This is a genomic window from Trichococcus sp. ES5 (genome assembly GCF_900067165.1).
Classification (GTDB): Bacteria; Bacillota; Bacilli; order Lactobacillales; family Aerococcaceae; genus Trichococcus; species Trichococcus flocculiformis.
Genome location: NZ_FJND01000013.1, coordinates 40,718 through 60,818, shown reverse-complemented (window position 1 = coordinate 60,818; position 20,101 = coordinate 40,718). Strand labels below are relative to the sequence as shown.

The 20,101-nt window shown below is 38.3% G+C and carries 21 protein-coding genes and 2 pseudogenes; 13 read left to right on the top strand and 10 right to left on the bottom strand.

Annotated features, from left to right (window positions below; genetic code table 11):
• Window positions 1-200 precede the first annotated feature (200 nt).
• Entirely contained in the window at window positions 201-836 is a 636-nt protein-coding gene (locus TES5_RS10470) for an Hsp33 family molecular chaperone HslO (RefSeq protein ID WP_068561823.1), read from the top strand.
• A 67-nt stretch (window positions 837-903) separates the two neighbouring features.
• Here the strand turns inward: TES5_RS10470 and TES5_RS10465 are convergent, their stop codons facing one another.
• On the bottom strand, window positions 904-1,641 hold the full coding sequence (locus tag TES5_RS10465) for a MerR family transcriptional regulator (RefSeq protein ID WP_072763907.1): 738 nt from the start codon (window positions 1,639-1,641) through the stop codon (window positions 904-906).
• Window positions 1,642-1,893: 252 nt separating this feature from the next.
• Between TES5_RS10465 and TES5_RS10460 the strand changes: the two genes are divergently transcribed.
• The 7 genes and pseudogenes from TES5_RS10460 (at window position 1,894) to TES5_RS10430 (ending at window position 9,395) form a co-directional block, all read left to right on the top strand.
• On the top strand, window positions 1,894-2,220 hold the full coding sequence (locus TES5_RS10460; protein WP_232309359.1) for a transposase: 327 nt from the start codon (window positions 1,894-1,896) through the stop codon (window positions 2,218-2,220).
• A 466-nt stretch (window positions 2,221-2,686) separates the two neighbouring features.
• On the top strand, window positions 2,687-3,298 hold the full coding sequence (locus TES5_RS10455; RefSeq protein WP_068561820.1) for a helix-turn-helix domain-containing protein: 612 nt from the start codon (window positions 2,687-2,689) through the stop codon (window positions 3,296-3,298).
• A 148-nt stretch (window positions 3,299-3,446) separates the two neighbouring features.
• Complete coding sequence (locus tag TES5_RS10450; RefSeq protein WP_068561819.1) at window positions 3,447-3,704, top strand: helix-turn-helix domain-containing protein; 258 nt, start codon at window positions 3,447-3,449, stop codon at window positions 3,702-3,704.
• Between the two features lie 193 nt (window positions 3,705-3,897).
• On the top strand, window positions 3,898-5,229 hold the full coding sequence (locus tag TES5_RS10445; RefSeq protein ID WP_068561818.1) for a PDDEXK family nuclease: 1,332 nt from the start codon (window positions 3,898-3,900) through the stop codon (window positions 5,227-5,229).
• Window positions 5,230-5,627: 398 nt separating this feature from the next.
• Window positions 5,628-5,789 (top strand): annotated as a pseudogene (locus tag TES5_RS14995) (toxin zeta); the annotation flags it as partial.
• A 258-nt stretch (window positions 5,790-6,047) separates the two neighbouring features.
• Window positions 6,048-7,385 (top strand): PucR family transcriptional regulator, encoded by a 1,338-nt coding sequence (locus tag TES5_RS10435; RefSeq protein WP_068561815.1) that lies wholly within the window; start codon window positions 6,048-6,050, stop codon window positions 7,383-7,385.
• Between the two features lie 72 nt (window positions 7,386-7,457).
• Window positions 7,458-9,395, top strand: a complete 1,938-nt coding sequence (locus tag TES5_RS10430) for an oxidoreductase (RefSeq protein WP_068561814.1) — start codon at window positions 7,458-7,460, stop codon at window positions 9,393-9,395.
• 556 nt (window positions 9,396-9,951) lie between these two features.
• On the opposite strand, the gene TES5_RS10425 is transcribed toward TES5_RS10430, so the two are convergent.
• Window positions 9,952-11,202: an IS110 family RNA-guided transposase gene (locus tag TES5_RS10425; protein WP_198143338.1), complete on the bottom strand. Its 1,251-nt coding sequence runs from the start codon at window positions 11,200-11,202 to the stop codon at window positions 9,952-9,954.
• A gap of 300 nt (window positions 11,203-11,502) precedes the next feature.
• Between TES5_RS10425 and TES5_RS10420 the strand changes: the two are divergent.
• A pseudogene (locus TES5_RS10420) lies at window positions 11,503-11,793 on the top strand (DnaJ domain-containing protein); the annotation flags it as partial.
• A gap of 36 nt (window positions 11,794-11,829) precedes the next feature.
• Here TES5_RS10420 and TES5_RS15600 read toward each other — a convergent pair.
• Complete coding sequence (locus tag TES5_RS15600) at window positions 11,830-11,943, bottom strand: ATP-binding protein (RefSeq protein ID WP_274875485.1); 114 nt, start codon at window positions 11,941-11,943, stop codon at window positions 11,830-11,832.
• Window positions 11,944-12,165: 222 nt separating this feature from the next.
• Here TES5_RS15600 and TES5_RS15230 point away from each other — a divergent pair, with 222 nt between their 5' ends.
• The 4 genes from TES5_RS15230 to TES5_RS10410 all read left to right on the top strand — a co-directional run bounded on the left by TES5_RS15230 (window position 12,166) and on the right by TES5_RS10410 (window position 14,345).
• Window positions 12,166-12,342 carry a hypothetical protein gene (locus TES5_RS15230; protein WP_157080409.1) on the top strand — a complete coding sequence of 59 codons (177 nt, stop codon included), beginning with the start codon at window positions 12,166-12,168 and terminating at the stop codon, window positions 12,340-12,342.
• A gap of 3 nt (window positions 12,343-12,345) precedes the next feature.
• Entirely contained in the window at window positions 12,346-12,702 is a 357-nt protein-coding gene (gene tnpB, locus TES5_RS10415) for an IS66 family insertion sequence element accessory protein TnpB (protein WP_068561810.1), read from the top strand.
• Window positions 12,703-12,803: 101 nt separating this feature from the next.
• Complete coding sequence (locus TES5_RS14990; protein WP_083546565.1) at window positions 12,804-13,031, top strand: IS66 family transposase; 228 nt, start codon at window positions 12,804-12,806, stop codon at window positions 13,029-13,031.
• Window positions 13,032-14,345 carry an IS66 family transposase gene (locus TES5_RS10410; RefSeq protein WP_083546564.1) on the top strand — a complete coding sequence of 438 codons (1,314 nt, stop codon included), beginning with the start codon at window positions 13,032-13,034 and terminating at the stop codon, window positions 14,343-14,345.
• Window positions 14,346-14,546: 201 nt separating this feature from the next.
• Here TES5_RS10410 and TES5_RS10405 read toward each other — a convergent pair whose 3' ends face one another.
• The 7 genes from TES5_RS10405 to TES5_RS10375 form a co-directional block, all read right to left on the bottom strand.
• Entirely contained in the window at window positions 14,547-15,098 is a 552-nt protein-coding gene (locus tag TES5_RS10405) for an ECF transporter S component (RefSeq protein ID WP_068561808.1), read from the bottom strand.
• Complete coding sequence (locus TES5_RS10400) at window positions 15,077-15,499, bottom strand: DUF4430 domain-containing protein (RefSeq protein ID WP_068561806.1); 423 nt, start codon at window positions 15,497-15,499, stop codon at window positions 15,077-15,079. Before TES5_RS10400 ends, TES5_RS10405 begins: the two co-directional genes overlap by 22 nt.
• A gap of 168 nt (window positions 15,500-15,667) precedes the next feature.
• Window positions 15,668-16,381: an MIP/aquaporin family protein gene (locus tag TES5_RS10395; RefSeq protein ID WP_342746128.1), complete on the bottom strand. Its 714-nt coding sequence runs from the start codon at window positions 16,379-16,381 to the stop codon at window positions 15,668-15,670.
• A 515-nt stretch (window positions 16,382-16,896) separates the two neighbouring features.
• Complete coding sequence (locus TES5_RS10390; protein WP_068561804.1) at window positions 16,897-17,328, bottom strand: GlcG/HbpS family heme-binding protein; 432 nt, start codon at window positions 17,326-17,328, stop codon at window positions 16,897-16,899.
• A gap of 27 nt (window positions 17,329-17,355) precedes the next feature.
• Entirely contained in the window at window positions 17,356-17,871 is a 516-nt protein-coding gene (locus tag TES5_RS10385) for a cob(I)yrinic acid a,c-diamide adenosyltransferase (RefSeq protein ID WP_068561802.1), read from the bottom strand.
• A 17-nt stretch (window positions 17,872-17,888) separates the two neighbouring features.
• Window positions 17,889-18,239, bottom strand: a complete 351-nt coding sequence (locus tag TES5_RS10380) for a glycerol dehydratase reactivase beta/small subunit family protein (protein WP_068561800.1) — start codon at window positions 18,237-18,239, stop codon at window positions 17,889-17,891.
• Window positions 18,229-20,079: a diol dehydratase reactivase subunit alpha gene (locus TES5_RS10375; RefSeq protein ID WP_068561798.1), complete on the bottom strand. Its 1,851-nt coding sequence runs from the start codon at window positions 20,077-20,079 to the stop codon at window positions 18,229-18,231. Before TES5_RS10375 ends, TES5_RS10380 begins: the two co-directional genes overlap by 11 nt.
• Window positions 20,080-20,101 lie beyond the last annotated feature (22 nt).

The following is a 20,101-nucleotide window of genomic DNA, read 5'->3' as shown; positions in this document are numbered from 1 at the left end:
AAATATCACCTCTTTTATTTAATAAAAGAGGTGATATGATTTTGTCTCATAATCGATTGTTTTTGATACGAATTTACTTTAGTTATTTTATCTTCCATTTTTATTAAAGAAGTGAACAGACATGATTAATTTTATACACATCGGTTTCATTTGCACCTGACGTTACGTAATGGTGTACGCTAACGAGAGAGGTGATGAAAATGGAAAATATACTGAGGTTCTTATCCTTAAAGAAAGAGTATCGGATGGCTGTAGTAGATATGTCCCAGCTATCCCATAAATTATTACAAGACTTTAACGGTTCAGAAGAAGTGAAAAAGTTTATGGAACAAGTGGTGACGGATTGCACCCTACTAGTCGCAATCGATAATTTGGAGAAAAAGCTGAGCTTTTCTTTCCGATTAACAGAGGGCCACACTATCTTTTTTCAACTAAACTACCCAGAAATCGTTCTTCATTATTCGGACAGTCTGACTCACTATCAAGGCTCCGTTCAAACGTTATTCGACAAAAAATCTAGTCTATCGGTTACGGTAGGAGACTGGAAAACAGGCATTCATACTAGTACGATTGAAGCCAATAGAGAGTCAATCGAAGCAATCCTGGAACATTTTACCATTCAAAGTGAACAACTTGCTTCCTACTTTATCACCACTAGAACGAATCCTTTTCGAGGACTCCTCTTGCAACCGCTCCCTTTTGCAGATGAAACCGATGTACAAGAAGCAATCAGTAGACTCCGCTATTTTTCAGAGCGTTTGGGCCATTGTACGTGGAGGGAGGTAGAAGAAATTTTATCTGATCAGGCTACCGTCATTGCCCGCCACCATTTATAGCAGAGTACATCTTTTCTAAAGAATACCCGGGAGGAAACATAGACTGTTTCCTCCCGGGTATATTTATTTACTGCTCTTGTAATGCTTGGGTGATATAGTGATAGAGTGGCTCGTCCACTCCTTGTTGCAATTCATTTCCTGGATTATTTGCATGGAACTCCTCTGCCTGCTTCATAAATTCTGGGTTACTTTCAGGAATAAATTTCTGAACCTGTTCTTGCCACTGAAGAGCCAACTGACGTACTTCTGGATGGGTGGGAGAGGTTCCGCGTTCTCTATACACACGTAGACGACCTATCGTATTTTGTACGTGTTCAATCTCTTTTTCAAGCGTTTCTTGATCAAATATTTCATAGATCTCTTTCATGTGCTTTAATTGTTGTTTTGTAAAATATGTTTCCCGATCCATTCTCATTCCTCCTATTATTTTTGTTAAGTGCTCTATAGACAATTCTTGATGATCACTTGTAAGAAGTAGAGCCTGTTCTAACTCCTGTAACAAGCTTTGTTTCGTCTGTATCTCCTCTTTCAAACGAGTAATCTGAACGGATAAGATATTCGATGCATTTGGGAGGGTATCAGGAGCTAGATACTCCTCTATTTCTTTCAGAGACAATCCTAAATATTTTAATGATAGAATGTTTTGAAGTTTCCTCAGGTCAGCGGGGGTATACAATCGGTGCTCTGAATCGGAATGATGGGAAGGAGAAAACAATCCAATGTGATCATAGTGATGTAACGTTCGAACCGTTAACCCCGTTCGTTTCGCTAGCTCTCCTACCTTCCAATATACGTGATCCTTCATCTCTTTCCTCCTTTCTATTTCGCATGCTTGCCTTACTTTTAGTATACCCCCTTCCGTAACGTCAGGTGCAAACTTTATCTTTAGTAATCTATTTTTATTTTGTTTCTCCCATTTGATGGTGTGCTTACCTAAGCATAAAGAAAAATCGACACAGAGTATCATGTATACTAGCTGATACTCTAAATATGTATTACCAAATAGAATTTAGTATATGCACTCCTCTCAAAAACGACTGTTTTTGAAACTTTAATAGTGTTGATAAAAATTGAAATATTAACGAAGTGGATCAAGAAGGGCTATCAAAACGGTAAGCCGTCATCAACGACTTTATTTGATTTCAGGCGGATGATGGTAAGCCTGTTGGCTTACAACCTGGTCAACTTCATGAAGACCATCTGTCTACCTGAAAAGGAAGCGACATTCCAAGTCGACCCATTGCGGCTCCGCTTGTTCAAGGTGGCGGGTAAATTAGTCCGCAGTGGCCGAAGATTGCTTTTACGGATGAGCTCCTCCCAGGTCTATCAAAACTTGTTTTATCAGTTACTGGACAAAATCCAGCAACACAGTTGGCAAGAGTAAAACAGCAATCAGCTTTTAAAAAGACATGGAATCACCAAGGGATTCATGTGCCCAAATTCAGGAAGATTTCTTGTCGTTTCTTAAATATAAGTACATTTTATCCAGGGTGATTAATTGGACATAGAATTTGTGACGGGTTTGTGGACACGTTTTTCAGATCATTTAGAGAAAAATCATACCAAAAAGCAGTGTCCAGAAATGAACCATTTTCTGGACACTCCTTTTCGTTTTCCAACACCTGCGAAAATAGTAATTTATCAATCCGCTCCCCTGTCGGTAGTCCTGCAGATGGCAAAAACCATTCGTAAAATTTACATTACAACATCTACGAGCATACTTACTACATTCATAATAGACACCTGTCAATTATCGATAAATAAATCTTTTTTAAAGACGTATCACTTTCCTTTTATCTTTACTTTACTTTATAATATAGTAAAGTAAAGATAAATAAGGGGGGAGTCACATGTTAAACGTCTCTGAAGTACTCACCACGCTTGAACAAGAAGGCCTTACGAGTTCTAGGCAAGTGGTCTTGCGTTGGATCCGTCAAGGGGACTTGCCAGCTGTACAAGAATCCAGAAAAATAGGCTATCAGATAGAACAATCAGACCTCGCTGACTTTATCGCCAAGAAAAAAGAAGCAGCTGCAAGCACCCAAACCACTGAACAGACAAGCAACGACTATCAAGCAGGCTACCAGGCAGCCATAAAAGATCTATTGGAGAAAGCTGTGGTGAGCGGGTCCGGAGACCTTTTTCTTTTCAGGAAAAATGCCAGTATCCCGATCCATTTAGCGGATTTCAAGGAAATGGCCGCGAGAAATTTCAGCACAGGGAAGAACAATCCCTTCTACCAAACCGCGATCAAAAATCTCTTTCACCCCTTCGGACGGAAGACACCGGAGAACGTCATCTATGTCTATCCTTTGGGAGACTATTATAAATTAGCCAATCTGATTATCAGTAAAGAAGAATTGTCTGATTTCATGAAAGAAATGGATTTAGAGGGTGCCAGTCTTTCAGATGTTTTCGCGCACCTTTATCTTTACTATCTAACCTCGGGTAAAGTAAAGTAAGAAATACTTCCATCGATTCAGACAAAACGGGGTTTTTGGGACGTTTTATCCTTCTATTCAAAAAAAACAAATCCGAAATAACGCATTTTGAGGTGATTTCAGATTTTTTTGCCGGTAAGCCATCATTAAGAAATGAAAGGGTGATTTCATGATTGACTATCGTTACCAAACATTCCTAGTTTTAGCGGATTCCTTAGACTATGCAAAGGTTGAGGAAGAACTGTGCCTATCAAAACCAGCGATTACGCAGCATATCCACTATCTCGAAACGGATTTGGAAGTTAAATTATTCCAGAACCAGGGTGGCAATTTGGTGCTGACTAAAAAGGGGCAATTATTGAAAAATCGTTTGGTTATCATTAATGATCACATTGATGATTTATTACGCTCATTGGCTACCAAATAACTACTGAGTAGTCACAGTTACCTGAATTTCGTCATTATAAACATTTTTGTTTAACAAGATACGGTATAATCTAGCTCGAATTTGATTATGATCATTTATAACTTTAGTAACTGGAATCCTATGAATGAAGGTAGGATTTTTTTAATAACTGAGCAAAAAGCTGACACATATTCAAAATTATAAGGAGATAAAAATGGTAAATTCACTTTCAATTGAAGATATGAAGGAAGCCGCTAGATTGAGAGGCGGGTGGTGCTTGTCAGAAAGATATACTAATCAGCTAACAAAATTAACTTGGAAATGTGCTGAAGACCACATTTGGGAGGCTCTCCCAAAGCATGTTAGGAAAGGCTCTTGGTGTCCTGTGTGTGCTCGAAAACGAGAAAACCGGAAACAACATCCGGATTTAAATATAGAAAGTATGAAAATTATTTCTGAAAAGTTAGGGGGGGTATGTTTATCAGATCGTTATGTAAATAAATCGACGAAACTAAGATTCAAATGTGAAAAAGGCCATGAATTTGAGACGAGACCAGCAGAAATACAAAGAGGGACATGGTGTCCGTATTGTTCGGGAAAATATGAATATTCAATCGAAAAAATGCATAAGATTGCCGGAGAAAGAGGCGGAAAATGTTTGTCGACTTCTTATGTAAATGTTTTTACTCACCTATCCTGGGAATGCGCAAATGGCCATCAATTCAACGCTATTCCTAAACATGTCCTCAATGGTCATTGGTGTCCAAATTGTACTATATATTTAAATGAGCAATTGTGTAGGTATATATTAGAGACATTATTCGATGTTAAATTCATCAAAGATCGTACTGTATTAAATGGTTTTGAACTTGATGGCTATAATTCAGACTTAAAATTAGCTTTTGAGTATAATGGAAAGCAACACTATGAAGAAATAGATTTTTTTTATTCAAGAGGCGATACGAATTTATACGATAGAATACAAAGAGACAAATTAAAAGAACAGATGTGTAAAGAGTTAGGAATTACGCTTCTTATTATCCCTTATACTATTGACTCTAAAAATCTTGTTTTCTTTATAGCAGAAGAACTTACTGACAGGGGTTTTCAGTTTAAAGTTAGCCCTAAAGATATAAATTACGATAATTATTATCCTACTAAACAAGAATTAGAGGAAATACTAAAGATAGCAAAAGATAAGGGAGGAGAATGCTTATCAACCGTCTATATAAATGTAGATAGTAAAATGGAGTTCATTTGTAATAGAGGACATTATTTTGAAAGTACAGCATATTTAATAAGAAAAGGTCAATGGTGTAAAAAATGCTTCTACCTTGATAAGGCCGGTGCTTCTCAGCGACTTGACAAGAATGAGATGTATAAAATTGCAGAACAAAAAAACTGGGAATGTCTTTCGACAGAATATAAAAATGCAAGAAAAAAGCTAATATGGAAGTGTGAAAAAGGCCACCTCTTCGAAAGATCTTTGTCTCATGTTAAAGAAGGAAGAGGATGCCCTATTTGTAAGAAAAAAATCAATACGTAGATTATTCTATACAATAAAAACCTGCTTCAGCAAATACTGATAGAAAGATAAGTTAGTAAACACTATATTATTTTAATATGATCTTTGATAATTTCAGTATTTGGAATCCTATCAAAATAGGATTCTTTTTAGTTTCAATTTAAAGAAGGGGTGAAACGCATGATAAAAGGAAGAAAGTTAGTGTGGGCTATGAGCAGTATGATGTTGCTCAGCGCTTGTACCCCAACCGAAGCAGTAACTGAAGAAGAAATAACACGCCAAAAGCTTTTACAGAGGGTACACTTTTAACAGCTATGAAAACGGCGAATAAAACGGTTGATGATGAAGAAGCGATAAAAATTTTACAAGAAGTTGAGGGGATTGGAACAGAAGCAACCTATCACTATCACGTGAAGCAATTCGGGAAAGAAATTCAACCGACTTTGGAGAGAATAGAGCAAAAAATGGTTCAAAATCAACACCAAGAAACCCCTGAATTTAAAGCAATTCAATAAAAAATGGAAAGCTTGCAGCCACCTACACCACCAATACCTAAGACACCTAAACTTCCAGGACTTTAAACCTTAAAAAAGGGGTTCTATAATATTTGGTGTTGTTACTCAATGTGAGTAACAACACCAAATATTATAGAACCGTAATTCCTTACTATGTTACTTGCTTTTTTTTATGAAACTTACGATACTAACGAGTTGACTTGGTTTTACGAGATGTATCTGGACATTCACCTTTACTGCTAAACTAACTCCTTTCTGTGTTCACAAGCGACGTGTGATTGTGATATAATGAACGATAGAAAACTCAAAAGAGAGGCGTTCTTGATGGAAGATCTTATTCAAATGAAAGCTGGCATGCTAGACGTGTATCTGGGTAGTCCGACGATAAATGAATTTTTGGAAAAAAGTGCGAATGTATTGGGGAATCCCTTGGTATTACTGGATAATTCCTATAAAATCGTGTCTCATTCGAATGCTGAAAACATTACTGATCCTTATTGGCAATCCTATGTGAACAGAGGGTTTTGTTCAGTTGAATATGTTTTTAAAGCAAAGCAGTTAGCTCATGTGACGGTTAGTGATGAATCGCCTTATTTTTTTCCATGTCAGATTTCTCACGACACGAAATTAGTGAACGTTGTTAAGAATAGAGGAGTAGAACTAGGCTTTTTACTTATGTTTGACTCTCAACGCGAATTGACATCAGATGATAAAATACTGATTGATATTTTAGGAAAGATGGTCTCAGAGCTACTATCCAAGAATGAGCGAAATCGGTTATCCACTCATAATACTGAAATGATTGTGATTGACTTATTAGACCAATCCATTCATTCATCAAAGGAACTAGCTGAACGGATAGAAAATAAGCAACTATTACAAATTAGTAATTGGCGACTACTAATCATTGATTTTTGGCAACAGTCGCATTCAACAAGCCGTTCACGTATGACGTTGAGAGAGATTCAGGCTAGATTTCAGGAGTTACTTCAAATGAAAACAGCGGCTGTCTATCAAGAGAAAGTAGTGATTCTTTTTGATAGTATAAGCTTTCAGACCAACAAAGAAAGCCTATCTGCCTTTGCAACAAAGCACGGACTCAAAATTAGTGTCAGTGCGGATTTTTCGGATTTATTACAGACAAACCAAGCGTATATAGAGGCATTGGAATGCGATCGACTGGCACGATTTTCACTACCGGTTAAGCCCCTTACAGAGTACTATGAGGTCAATCTTTATGCACTGTTGCCAAGTATGCCAATTGAACAAGTGAAGCAAAAATATTTCCATCCAGTACTTCAAAAGTTAATCCACTATGATTTGGCACATCATACAGACTTATTTGAGACGTTGTATACGTATTTATTGCAACATGAAAATGTCAATCATACAGCTATTTGTCTGTCCATCCATAGAAATACTGTCCGTTATAAGTTGAAACGAGCGAGCGAAATAGGTGAATTTTCCTATTCTAATTCCGTCATCCTTGCGCAATTATTGATTTCCTACCAAATATTTTCTTATTATGTCGTCTGTTATCAGGACGAATATAAAAATTTTGCTAAAAATCAACTTTTACAATTGGCTTTTCACGCATTTGAACGCATCTCTAGTACGAAGTGTGCATCATGTACAATTCAGGACTGTGATTTTAGACTTTAGCACATAGTCAGATTTCCTTGTATTGTGATAAAATGAACTTGTTGAAGTTCTATTTTTTTAGGAGGAAATCGTATGTATGAAAAACTATTTGCTACTGGAATGATCGGATCAGTAGAAATCAAAAATCGAATTGTTATGCCGCCTATGGGTACAAGTCTTTCAAGTTTTACCGGTGAGGCGACGGATGAAGTCATTCGTTATTATGAAGAACGTGCCAAAGGGGGATGCGGCTTAATCATTACTGAAATCGCTCGTATTGATGATGTGACTGGTATTGGTGAACCTGGACAGTTGAGTGTGACATCAGGTAAATACATTCGTAAACTGGTTCAATTAACTGAGGCTGTGCACAAATATGATAGTAAAATCTTTTTGCAATTGCATCATCCTGGTCGCCAGGTGTCAAGAAGTTTATTAAATGGTGTTCAACCTGTCGCACCCAGCGCGATTCCTTGTGGGGTAGTAAAAGAAATGCCTCGTGCATTAACAACTGAAGAATGCGATGACCTCGTTGAGAAGTTTATTAGAGGAGCAGTGGTTGCTAAAACGGCGGGGTTCGATGGTGTAGAGCTTCACGGAGCACACGGCTATCTAATTAATGAATTTTTGAGTCCTTATACAAATAAGAGAACGGATAAATATGGCGGTGATTTCTTTAAACGACTAACGTTTTTAACGAGTATTGTCAAAGGGATTCAAGCTGCATGTGGTCCTAAGTTTCCTGTATCAGTCCGCATAAGTGCCGATGAGTTCATCGAAGGTGGCCTAAAGCTTGAAGATACCATTCAAATCGCAAAAATACTAGAAGCGCAAGGCGTTGCTGCCATTGATGTAAGCGCAGGGACTTACGAAACTGGGTATGCAGTCATCGAACCACAATTTTTACCAGAAGGCTGGAAAAAACATTTAGCAAAAGCTATTCGTGAAGAAGTATCGATTCCTGTTATTGCAGTAAATAATTTAAAATATCCGAAAACAGCTGAACTGTTCTTAGAAGAAGGAATTTGCGACTTTGCATCATTTGGTAGAGCCTTTTTAGCTGATCCATACTGGCCTAATAAGGCGAAAGCACGTCAAGAGGAACTCATCCATAAATGTATTGGTTGTTTGGAATGTTTTAAAGCGGTCTCTAATGGTAAGCCAATCGAATGTACGGTCAATCCGATTGTTGGAAGAGAACTACGGTACAACGACCAAACTCTGATAAAAGATGGGGATGGACGTGAGGTAGTTGTTGTCGGTGCAGGGCCTGGTGGAATGCACGCAGCTATTGTATTGGCTAAGCGGGGGTATCGGGTGACGTTAGTCGAAAAAACTGACTCACTAGGTGGGACATTAAAAACAGCTGAACAACCACCAGCAAAACAAATGATTGGTGAGTTAATTAAGACTCTAGCCGCAGAAATAAGAGATGCTGGAGTGACAGTTATATTGAATCAGGAAGTCACAATCGAATGGTTACAAGAGATGAATCCATTTGGTGTTGTCGTTGCGTGTGGAGGTAGCCCAATTGTTCCTCGAATCGAAGGTGTCGAACAAGAACATGTCGTTACTGCTGAAGATGTTCTATTAAAAAAAGTGACAATAGAAAATCAAAAGGTCGTCATCATCGGTGGTGGTGTGACAGGGCTAGAAACAGCCGAAGTCATGGCAATGAATAATCACGTCACCGTGGTTGAAATGTCAAATAGTGTAGGTAACGCGTTGTATACAAGTAATAGAATGATGCTTTTAAATCACTTGAAAGAAGCAAATGTTTCTATTCAAACCAATCGGATGTTAGATAAAATCAATGGCAACCATGTATTGCTCAAGGAGCCTGATATGGGATTTGAACATGAGTTGCCATGTGACTCAGTCGTCCTCGCTCTCGGTGTGACTCCTCGTAGATCATTTGTAAAATCAATTCAAGAATCTTTTGCTCATGTAATGGTGGTCGGAGACGCTAACAAACCAGGGCAAATAGTCGATTCGATGAAAGAAGCTAATGATAAAGCGTATGTTTTTTAAAAAATAGTAGTTACTAGTGGTATATCATGCATCATAAGAAAAGAGTAGTTACCAAAAAACGGTAACTACTCTTTTTTTATAAAAAAATTTCCTCATTTTTTAAAAGCAGATCGAGAAATAAAGCACACAACAGCATTCTTTCTTTTTTCAGTTGCTACATTTTGCATTCTGTAACGTGTCATTTACTGTTTGTTACCTTAACATATCCAGTCGAAAATACAAGGGTATATAAACGAGCAAGCTCGCCCTTGTGTTTTCTTTGTGTCTATGTTGCGTTCTCGTCACAGCAAACGACACGAACAGACTGGCGAAAATGAACCAACTAAACGAAAAAAGAAAGGAACATACACTGTAATTTATTTCTAGCTTTTAAAACATGAGGAAAACAGCTTCACTTCCTCAAACGCCTAACAAAAATGGTTGTCAAAAAGCCAAAAATCAAAAAGAAAAGGAATGATAAGTTTGAAAATAATAATTAACAAGATAGAGCTTATATCGTATAAAAAGGTATTCCAAATAAACCTATAAACACTTACGAAAAATAAGCGATAGGTTTTCATATAACGGATGTAATTTTATAGCCCTGTCTCTTAATTAATTTAAGAGCTTGTTCTGTGGTTATTTCTCGTGAAGTAGGGATATCGATCATATCGGAAAACAGTTGAGCCTGATAAACTTCCTGGTTTTTCAACATATGATAGATAGCCGTTAAGAGTTTACGGGCTATAGCGATGATTGCTTTTTTATGGCCCCTTCTTTTTTTGATATTGAGATATTTATTTCTAATTTCAGGATATTTTGTACTTTTGACAACGGCATTGGCTATTTGAACCAGTAATGGTTTGAGATAGCAGCCAGCTTTGGAAATCCTTACGGATTTTTTCTTCCCTGCACTTTCATTATTTGTGGGTGCTAATCCTGCCCAAGAACAGAGATGTTTAGAGGAATGAAATTCAGACATATCAACACCAATTTCCGAAATTAATGCGACTACGGATAGTTCATTTTTAAATCCAGGAGAAGTTTGAATGAGTTGGATTTCATTTTGGTAAGGCTGGGCGAGTTCGAGGATAGTTTCTTCTAAGTGTTTTTTGCATAGTGTTAATGCATCAAAGTGTTCTTTAATGATCTTCAGCTTTATCTTTTGTTCCGGTGTAATAAAACCGTCCACTGCTAATTCAAGTTCGGGTAATTTCTTTATTAGGCGACCGTGAATCAAGCTCTCTAATTCTTCTGCCGTAAGCATGGACTGCTCAGGATCTTCTAGGATGCGTTCGATAATTTTCAACGCACTTTTTCCGAATGTGTCGGAAACAACACTAGCGATCTGAATATTGGATACGGTTAGAGAATTTTGAAATCTGTTCTTTTCACTGGACGCAAAATTGGTTAATTTGAACCGGTAGCGCATTAAATCACGCAATTCACGAATCGCTAGTGGTGGCATGAAACTACCTGCAACCAAATCGTGTTTGAATAACTCAGCTATCCATTGGGCATCCTTTGTATCTGTCTTTTTTCCGCGAATTGCTTTCACATATTTCGGATGGGCAAGGGTAATATTAACCGAAGGTTCCAGAATATTGTATACAGGGATCCAGTATTTCCCCGTAGATTCCATACAGACATCAAAACAAGAGAATAACTCTAGCCACTGTAACAGCTCTCTCAATCCTTGTGTGAATGTCGAGAAGCGATGGCGTTTGTAAGTTGTGATTCCCTTGTTGTCTGTGATGGCAATACAGGCTACCACGAACGTTTTGTGGACATCTATTCCACAACAAATAGGATAAACAATTTTCAACATCAGTTTTTCCTCCTTTCTTTAAGGATAGTAGAGTGTTGCAGTGACTATTATTCCTAAATATATGGATCGCTTTTGCAAAGATAAGTTTACGTGCTCACTGTCACACTTATTTGTACTTGAAGGAATAATGACACATATAAAAATGCAGTCCTATAGAATGTCAAATAGGGCTACTCACTCCTCCGTGATTTGTAGTGTACAACTACTCTACAGGGGAAGAATACAATAATATACGCCGAAGGCGCAACGATTTTCATTTCGTTTTGTGCCTTGAGCGAAGCGAAAGGAATGCTTATAAAAATGAAATACATTAAAAACGTTGAAACATTGGAAGAATTGAAAAAAGCCTATAAAAAGTTAGCTTTGAAGTTACACCCCGATTGTGGCGGTAATGAAGAAGAAATGAAATTTTTGAACAATGAATATGACGAACTGTTTAGCAAACTTAAAAACACTCATAAGAATAAAGAAGGTGAAACTTACACCAAAGAAACAACAGAAACACCCGAACAGTTTAAGGATATTATTAATAAATTGTTCAATCTAAAAATGGAAGGTGTAGCAATCGAAGTAGTAGGAACATTTATATGGTGTCAGCGTCAAGTAGAATTGAACAGTTAACGCCAATTAATTTTGAACACTTTCGCTCACAAACATGCTCTGGCGATGTTTCATACGGTAGCTAGCTTCATTCATGTGAACGACCTCCGCTCGATGCAGAATACGGTCTAAGATAGCCATTTTTTATTCATACATGAAATTAGATAAAATCATGTATCCGGAACCCTATACCTATAGGGTTATTTTTTTATGAAGGCTATGAACACACGATTATATGGTAAACTCAAATGAATTCGTGTATAGAAAAGGTGGGAGTAATGTAAGCGCCAAATAATCAGGTAGATTTTCGGGAGGAGTTTTTCCATTTATACTTCAGTTATCATATATAACGGAGGTACCCAAATGGAAAGACAGCCGGACATTGTTCCTATTCAGTTAGATAATCAAATTGATTTTGATCCAATACCGCACGAACGACAACTTGCTTTTGAAATAAAGGATACAGTTCGAAACCGAACGGTTTCAGTATATCAAGGCATTGAAAAATACATCCTGTACGCTTTGTTGAAGGAGCTGTGACGGATGATTGTTGATTACACCAAGGTTAAGCACATTTACCTTGTTTGCGGAAAAACCGATATGCGTAAGTCAATTGATGGCCTGGCTGCTCTTGTTCAGGATCAATTTGATATGGATGTATTTGATGACTGCCTCTTCCTATTTTGCGGAGGTGGCAGGAATAAATACAAAGCACTCCATTGGGATGGAGACGGGTTTATATTGCTGTACAAGAGTTTAGAGAACGGCGTCATTCAATGGCCGCGATCGAGCTCAGAGGTGAGAAATATTTCTCAGCAAGAGCTGCGGTGGTTATTGGAGGGGTTATCCATAGAACAGCCGAAGGCAATTAAAAAGGTAACCCCCGGATATTTCCATTAAAAATAGCCACAACTGTTGATTAGACAACATTTGTGGCTGTTTTCAGTGTCATTTCTTGGTATAATAAGGAGGCTATGAATCGGAATGGAGGTGTGTTGGGAATGACTGAGATGGAAAAAATGTTGCTTGAGCAAAATAAGCAGTTGGTTACGCAAATTGCTCTATTGACTGAACAAGTCCAAGTACTAACGCAGAAACTTTATGGTCATTCCAGCGAAAAAAGCACGCCTGCCGATGAAAATCAAATCAATCTATTCAACACTGAAGAACTCAATATTTTCAATGAGGCCGAAATTGTAGCCGACAAGTCTGCAGTAGAGCCCAAATAAGTGGAACAGTTTGGGCGTAAAAGAAGAACTCCTGGGCATAAAGCGCGATTGATCAAAGATCTGCCAGTGATAGAGGTCGACTGTATTCTCCATAAGGATGATTCCAACTGCGAATGGTGCAATACCGACTTGCGACCAATTGGTCGCGAATACATCCGCGAAGAGGTAGAATTCATCCCGGCACATCTAAAAGTTAGAAAAATCTATCGCCATGCCTACGAATGCCCTTGTTGTAAAAAAGACGGTGCAGACGCCATCGTTAAGGCAGAGTTGCCGAGACCTGTCATTCCTAAAAGTTTGGCCTCCGCTAGTTCGGTGGCTTGGCTATTTCATCAAAAATATGAAATGTCCTTGCCGTTCCATCGTCAAGAAAAAGAATGGCAAAATTACGGTATTGCCTTGAGCCGAACTACAATGGCCAATTGGGTAATCAAAGCTGCCGAACTTTGGCTGAAGCCGCTCTATAACCTGCTTCACCAGAAATTATTGACCGCCAACTGCCTATTTGTTGACGAAACAACCACGCAAGTTTTGAACGAACCCAATAGGAAAGCCACTTCAAATTCGTATATGTGGCTCTATCGGAATAGCACGGATGTCGATCAACAAATCATTCTTTACCAGTATTCGCCTACGCGTGCAGGGGAAAATGCGGAGAAATTTTTATCGGGGTATACGGGTTATATCCATTGCGATGGCTATGAGGGGTATAACAAGGTAAAGAATGTGACGCGTGTAGGTTGTCTTGCGCATATTCGGCGAAAATTCCACGAAGGAGTTCCTAAAACTAGTACCGGCAAAAAGTCACAATGTGAAATTGGACTGGATTATTGCAATGCTCTTTTTAGTATTGAAAAAGAGATTGCACATCTGCCACCTGAGGAACGCTTGAAGAAAAGGAAAAAGAAGGCGATTCCGGTACTTAAGGCATTCTGGGGATGGGTTGAAACGACCAACGCGCTGCCAAGTTCCGTTCTTGGAAAAGCTCTTAGCTATGCCAAGAAACAGAAACCGTACCTGATGAATTATCTTTTGGACGGTGAATGCCAAATTTCGAACAATTTGGCCGAACGTAGCATCAGACCATTCGTGGTCGGCCGTAAAGCCTGGAACTTTTATGCCAGCCCTAAGGGCGCTGAATCAAGCAGCATTGCCTACAGCATCATTGAGACTGCCAAAGCAAATAATCTGAATGTATTCAAATACCTGACGTATTTGTTCAAGGAACTTCCGAACACTCCCTTCAAAGAGGAGCCCGAACTTCTTGAGGATTATTTGCCATGGAATGAAAATGTCCAGGTAAACTGCAAATAACCCTACTACGATATGATATCCATATTGTAGCAGGGTTATTCGTGTTGCAGTATATACCTGATTATTTGGCGCTTACTTCATATCACTGTCTAGTAATAAAAACTATCACTAGTGATAGTTTTGGATGGTAAATATCATGATACCTTAAAAATACATAGAAGGTTCTCTTAAACGAGAACGCTCTCCTCATAGGATTTTTGTTCAATATCTTTTTTTATATGCTGCTAACAAGGGCACCAAAATCGGCTCCAGAATCAGATAGAATCCGGCATTCCCCAGTCCGTGAAGGAGATCGAAAGGAATGCCGGCGATGTAATAGGCCCAAAAACTATTGATACCCATCAATTTTACGGAAATGACAGAGATGACGAATCCGTACAGCAGTCCTCCGAAAAAGGCAAACAGTGCAAATAGGATTCTGTGGATCTTTTTTTGATTTGTGCAGTAGAACGGCTTGACGAACACACCCGTGACCACGATCAGAAAGCCGAAACTGGCGATCTGTGCAATCGTCCACGGTCCCATTCCCAGCAGGAAGTTGGTCAAAACAATCGACAGGATGGCTACAATAAACCCATCCGCCATGCCCAATGTAAGTGTCAGGATGATCAGCACGGCTGTCACCGGCTGCACATTCGGGATGAACTGGAACACCATCCTCCCGACGTAGCACAAAGCCGTCAAAATCGACAACAGTGCTAGCCGCCTCACCCCGAAACCCACAGTCTTCTTTACATTTCTGTCAGGTTCCACACGATTACGTCTCCTTCTTGGAGCGCCACATCAGCGGCTCCGACCATCGAAGACTCGCCATTTACATCAAACAACCAATATTTGGCTTTTGTTTCGGCTGTCTCTTCCACTTGTGTTTGGCCGTCGATGGCAGTGATAAATCCGTCAGCTTCTTCGATTGCATAATTTTCTCTCATGACAGCCAACAAGTTTGCGCCTGCTTCGACCTCAACCGTTTTTTCAGATCCTGCGATGACTGTGCCGCCATCCGTCAAAGAGATTGTAACACTAACTGTCTCCGCTGCTTCCGAGCTGACTTCCTCGGATAAAACGATTCCTTCAGATGATGTGTCTAATGTCTCTGTTGTTGAACAGCCGTACAAAACAAAACTTAAAGATAATACAAGTAATAATTTCTTCATATTTTACACCCCTATTATTTTCCCATACTGCCAAATTTTAGCTCTGACAAATGTCTATTTTTATATTTTTTGTTTCTATAAAAGGATTATCGAAAAAACAACTTGCCCCTTTAGGTTTTGGACAATAAATCGAAATCCATTTTTTAATCTGCATAAACGTTGTGTTAATTAAAAAATATTATTAAAAACTACCGCTGCAGTCATTCCTCCAATGACAGGGCCGATTACTGGAATCCAAGCATACCTCCACTCTGAATCTCCTTTACCACGTATAGGTACAATATAGTGTGCCAGACGAGGACCAAAATCTCTGGCTGGATTTATTGCATAACCTGTAGTTCCCCCTAAAGAAATTCCTATTGACCAGACGATAAGACCCGAAGCCACAGGTGCTAGTCCATTGACCATTGGTGTATTATTAAGACCTAACGAAGCAAAAACTAATAAAAATGTACCAATAAATTCGCTGAAAAAATTTGATAACGTATCATTGATTGCTGGTCCTGTACAAAATACAGCAAGTTTTGCACCTTGATCATCACCTTCATTAAAATGATTTTTATAAAATAACCAAACTATTAATGCACCTAAAAATCCACCTATAAGCTGAGCAGCAATATACCCAGGAACACTGCTCCAAGGGAATTTCCCTATCATTGCAAGCCCAAGTGTTACAGCTGGATTAATATGAGCTCCACTGATAGGACCAAATATAAAAACTGCTATAGTAACACCTAAACCCCATCCTGTTGTAATTACAATCCACCCGGAATTTTGCCCTTTTGTTTTATCTAATAATACGTTAGCAACTACTCCATCTCCTAGGATTATTAGAACCATAGTTCCTAACATTTCCGCTAGATATTTTGACATCCTTGTCATCCTTTCAATTCTGAGGTAAATATTAATTTTCTTCTTAGCACAACTTTTGCAGCTGAGAATATAAGCTACCTCGTTGCTGTATTTGATTCTCTGAATGTGTGATCTACAAAATATGTGCAAAAAGACACCTCTCTTTAAATAAATGTAATCATTACATAAGAATTGTTAAGGAGAGATGCGCTGTGGCCACTATATTTACAAAATAATCATACAAATCAGGAATTGAGTTCTTCTGCGATTCATTTTTTTGAGCAGATATTTGGTATTTTACTAAGTCAGTCAAATTTTCATAATGGTATCGGGATTTCGCACGATATGTTATGATTGACATCCGTATTAGCGAAAATAACGATTCTCCGATATTCTACTGTATTGTAATTAACTGGAAAACATTCTTTTCGCATAAAAAACCTTGCTAGTGTTGGATTGGCGGAAACTAACCCTTACGGCTTATCCAACCGCTTCAAAAAAAATGGTCGATTCGTTTTTTTGAATGCAAACGTGAATTTTTAATATTAAAACTGTTTTTCAAAAACCTCTATAGCGGCCTTTGCTATCGCCATATCTTCTTGAACGGTTCCACCACTTACTCCAACTGCACCTACAACTTGTCCATCAACTATTATTGGAAGGCCTCCACCAAACGGTACTATTTTGCAGTTATTTGTTAACTGCAGCCCATAAAGACTTTCTCCTGGTTGAATGTCTGGAGTCACTTCATGCGTTCCTTTTTTTAAGGCCGCTGAAGTAAACGCTTTATTTATAGCTATTTCTGTACTTGTTATAAAGGCATCTTCCATCCTATGCATAAGCATTAAGTTAGCACCTACATCTACTGCCGCAAATACTACTTGTACATTTATGTCACCTGCTTTTGCTTCTGCTGCTGCAGCCATCTCCTTCACAATCTCCAAGCTTAATTGTTTCATTTCTCTTAACTTTTTCATGACTCTTATCCTCTCATAAACAGATTTTTACTTTTCTTCTTCAAATCTGGCCATAGCATATAAGGCATCTGTCAGGCGATTTACATATTTTTTTATTTCTTCTCTTACCTGATTTTCTCTGTTCAAGGTTATTATTGCTCTCTCTGCCCTTCTTGCAACAGTTCTTGCTACATGGAGCATTGCTGATGCGGTACTCTTACCAGGAGTTACAAATCCTTTAAAAAGCCCTGCTTTCTCCATATATTTATCTATAATTTTTTCTAACTCATCTATATCGTTCTGCTGAATTATTTCCTTTAGATTCTTTAGACCTTTTTCATCACTAGCGAGTTCTGCACCTAATACGAATAACTGCTTTTGGATATACGCTATTTCATTTTTAAGTTCTTCATCCTGTATAAAGGAATAGGCAACTCCCATGGAAGAGATAACTTCATCTATAGTTCCGTAGGCTTCTACCCTTAAATTATCTTTTTCTACTCGACTACCTCCAAATAATGCTGTCGTACCCTTATCTCCAGTTCTAGTATAAATCCGACTCATACAATCCCTCCTGAAATTTATTTAAACGATATCCCCTTAACCAACCTTCCTGCATTCGCACCTAAATTTCTCAGAATGTTTTCTCCAGAGTTCAGATGTGCGCTAAATAAAGGTTCGTCCTTTTTCAGCTTATTAAAAGTTAATGCTATTTCTCCACTTTTATGGATTCCTATGCCAACAGCTAACCTTGACTCTTGTGCAGCTCGATAGCTTAACTCAGAGGCATCCGACTCTTTTTTCCTTTTAATTTCATACGGAATACCTTCTTCTTCTATACCAAAGAACAAATCACTAAAATTTGATATGTCCTTGATTTCCGAAGAGCAAAAAATACATATACTTGGTTTCTCGTACTTATTATTTTTCATCAGCTTTCTGCCTACTTCCGTTTAACGCTAAAACAAGTCCTGTTGCTACAGCATTTCTTGGCCCCTCTATTCCTCTTATGTTGCCTCTTCCCGCTACTATTCCATACTGAGAGAGGGCATCGGTAACTAGATGAGGCACCTCAAAATCTAGAGAAGATCCTCCTACCAATACTACAAACTCTATATCTCTTATATTTCCAGTTGGAGACACTATATTTAGTGCTCTGATACAATTCTCAACAAATACTTTCTCTTTGGCTGATTTTCTTATGGTTCTTATTTTTTCTAAAGAGCTCTGTCCATCTATTGGAATCAGCATGCCATCTTTTAATATAACAACTTTTGCAAATTCAGAAGGCTTTAGTGGATTTTCAAAGAACTCTACAGTACCATCTTCATGCCTTATATGGAACAAACTTTCTACCTTTGCTAGCGGATATTTCTTAATATCTTCTGCTAAGTCAAAATCTTCTAACCCTAATTCGGATTTGATCAGCATTGTTACCATGTTACCAGCTCCAGCCAAATGGATAGAAGATATTTCTCCTTGTTTATTTATGACAGATGCATCTGTAGAACCTGCTCCCATATCTAGGATTGCAAGGGGAGAGCTAGTTCCTGGTGTAGTGAGAGCCCCTCTTATGGCCATGTCCGCTTCCACTCCTCCAACTTCTACCGCAACCTTTAATTTATCCTGGAGTTTGTCCGCAATCATCTGCATCTGAAGCTTATCAGCCTTAACCATAGCAGCTATCCCTACTGCATTTTCCATAGAGAACTCTTCTGCTAGACCGCCCTTTATTTTCTGAGGTATAAAAGTATCTACGGCTAAAAGATCCTGAATTTTTATATCCGCTATTTTCTGATTTGTTAGCCCAGCCATCACTTGTCTTACTCTCTCAAGCATGCCGCCAGCATTTGTACCAGCTTCACCCTTTATATCTTGCACAGGAGCACATAATTTAACTGATTCCATTATTTTTGAAGCTCCATCTTGCACATCTGCCATTTCTTTACGCCTTAATCCGTCTATATAGATTTTACCTGCCGGAATTCTTTTTTCCTGTACATCTCCTTTGGGAGTCCTTATAACCACTGCAGATCTGTTTCCAATTAGAGCTCTAGATACAGGAACTATAAGTTTTGTTTGTTCTGATGATAGTCCGAAGACGGTAGCAATACCATAAGGATTTGATAAAGTTTCTACTACGCCTCCTTGATCTGCTACCTCTACTGCTGCTTTCATTGCTATTGGAACTCTTTCTAATAATGTCACTTCGTCAACAATAGGTATTTTTCTTTCTAATCTATTACTTATTAAAACCCCATCATCTTTCTGAACTACAGCTGCTGTTATATTTATTCCTCTTTTTACGCCTGCATTTATCCGTGCAGCAGCCTCTAGAAAATTTATATCCTTCAATATCAAAACTATAAATTGATCATCTTTAGTGAGATTTTCTACCTGAATTGAGTCTAAATCTTCTATGTATATAGTATTCCCTATTCCAAGGCCTACTCCCCCTGGTGTAGAAGGATTATGCCCTATCATAGTAGATTCAGTTATTATCGTTTCAGTTATAGTTTCCATTGCTACATCCCCAATAACCGGAGCAGCTTCATTGACTCGCACTAGATCAAGATCTTTAAGCTCCATGGAAACTTTCTTTAAAGCCTGCTCTAAGGAATTGAAAACTCCTTGTGTATTTTCTTCTGTACCCTTTATTCCTGTTGTTGGAACTATTCCACTAGAAAGGAATTCTATCTTGCCATTATCCAATTTAGACAATGCAACTTCTGTTGTAGCATTCCCAATATCAACTCCTGCAATAATTTCCACATGTTTCTCCTTCCCTTAAAGC

Bases quoted from the DNA above. Each gene is read 5' to 3' on its own strand.
- TES5_RS10380 (WP_068561800.1), bottom strand. From the start codon at position 18,239: ATGAAAAATAATAAGTACGAGAAACCAAGTATATGTATTTTTTGCTCT.
- TES5_RS10425 (WP_198143338.1), bottom strand. From the start codon at position 11,202: ATGTTGAAAATTGTTTATCCTATTTGTTGTGGAATAGATGTCCACAAA.
- TES5_RS15600 (WP_274875485.1), bottom strand. From the start codon at position 11,943: ATGGCTATCTTAGACCGTATTCTGCATCGAGCGGAGGTCGTTCACATG.
- TES5_RS15230 (WP_157080409.1), top strand. From the start codon at position 12,166: ATGGAAAGACAGCCGGACATTGTTCCTATTCAGTTAGATAATCAAATT.
- TES5_RS10450 (WP_068561819.1), top strand. From the start codon at position 3,447: ATGATTGACTATCGTTACCAAACATTCCTAGTTTTAGCGGATTCCTTA.
- TES5_RS10455 (WP_068561820.1), top strand. From the start codon at position 2,687: ATGTTAAACGTCTCTGAAGTACTCACCACGCTTGAACAAGAAGGCCTT.
- TES5_RS10435 (WP_068561815.1), top strand. From the start codon at position 6,048: ATGGAAGATCTTATTCAAATGAAAGCTGGCATGCTAGACGTGTATCTG.
- tnpB (WP_068561810.1), top strand. From the start codon at position 12,346: ATGATTGTTGATTACACCAAGGTTAAGCACATTTACCTTGTTTGCGGA.
- TES5_RS10390 (WP_068561804.1), bottom strand. From the start codon at position 17,328: ATGAAAAAGTTAAGAGAAATGAAACAATTAAGCTTGGAGATTGTGAAG.
- TES5_RS10445 (WP_068561818.1), top strand. From the start codon at position 3,898: ATGGTAAATTCACTTTCAATTGAAGATATGAAGGAAGCCGCTAGATTG.
- TES5_RS10430 (WP_068561814.1), top strand. From the start codon at position 7,458: ATGTATGAAAAACTATTTGCTACTGGAATGATCGGATCAGTAGAAATC.
- TES5_RS10395 (WP_342746128.1), bottom strand. From the start codon at position 16,381: ATGACAAGGATGTCAAAATATCTAGCGGAAATGTTAGGAACTATGGTT.
- TES5_RS10465 (WP_072763907.1), bottom strand. From the start codon at position 1,641: ATGAAGGATCACGTATATTGGAAGGTAGGAGAGCTAGCGAAACGAACG.
- TES5_RS10400 (WP_068561806.1), bottom strand. From the start codon at position 15,499: ATGAAGAAATTATTACTTGTATTATCTTTAAGTTTTGTTTTGTACGGC.
- TES5_RS10470 (WP_068561823.1), top strand. From the start codon at position 201: ATGGAAAATATACTGAGGTTCTTATCCTTAAAGAAAGAGTATCGGATG.
- TES5_RS14990 (WP_083546565.1), top strand. From the start codon at position 12,804: ATGACTGAGATGGAAAAAATGTTGCTTGAGCAAAATAAGCAGTTGGTT.
- TES5_RS10385 (WP_068561802.1), bottom strand. From the start codon at position 17,871: ATGAGTCGGATTTATACTAGAACTGGAGATAAGGGTACGACAGCATTA.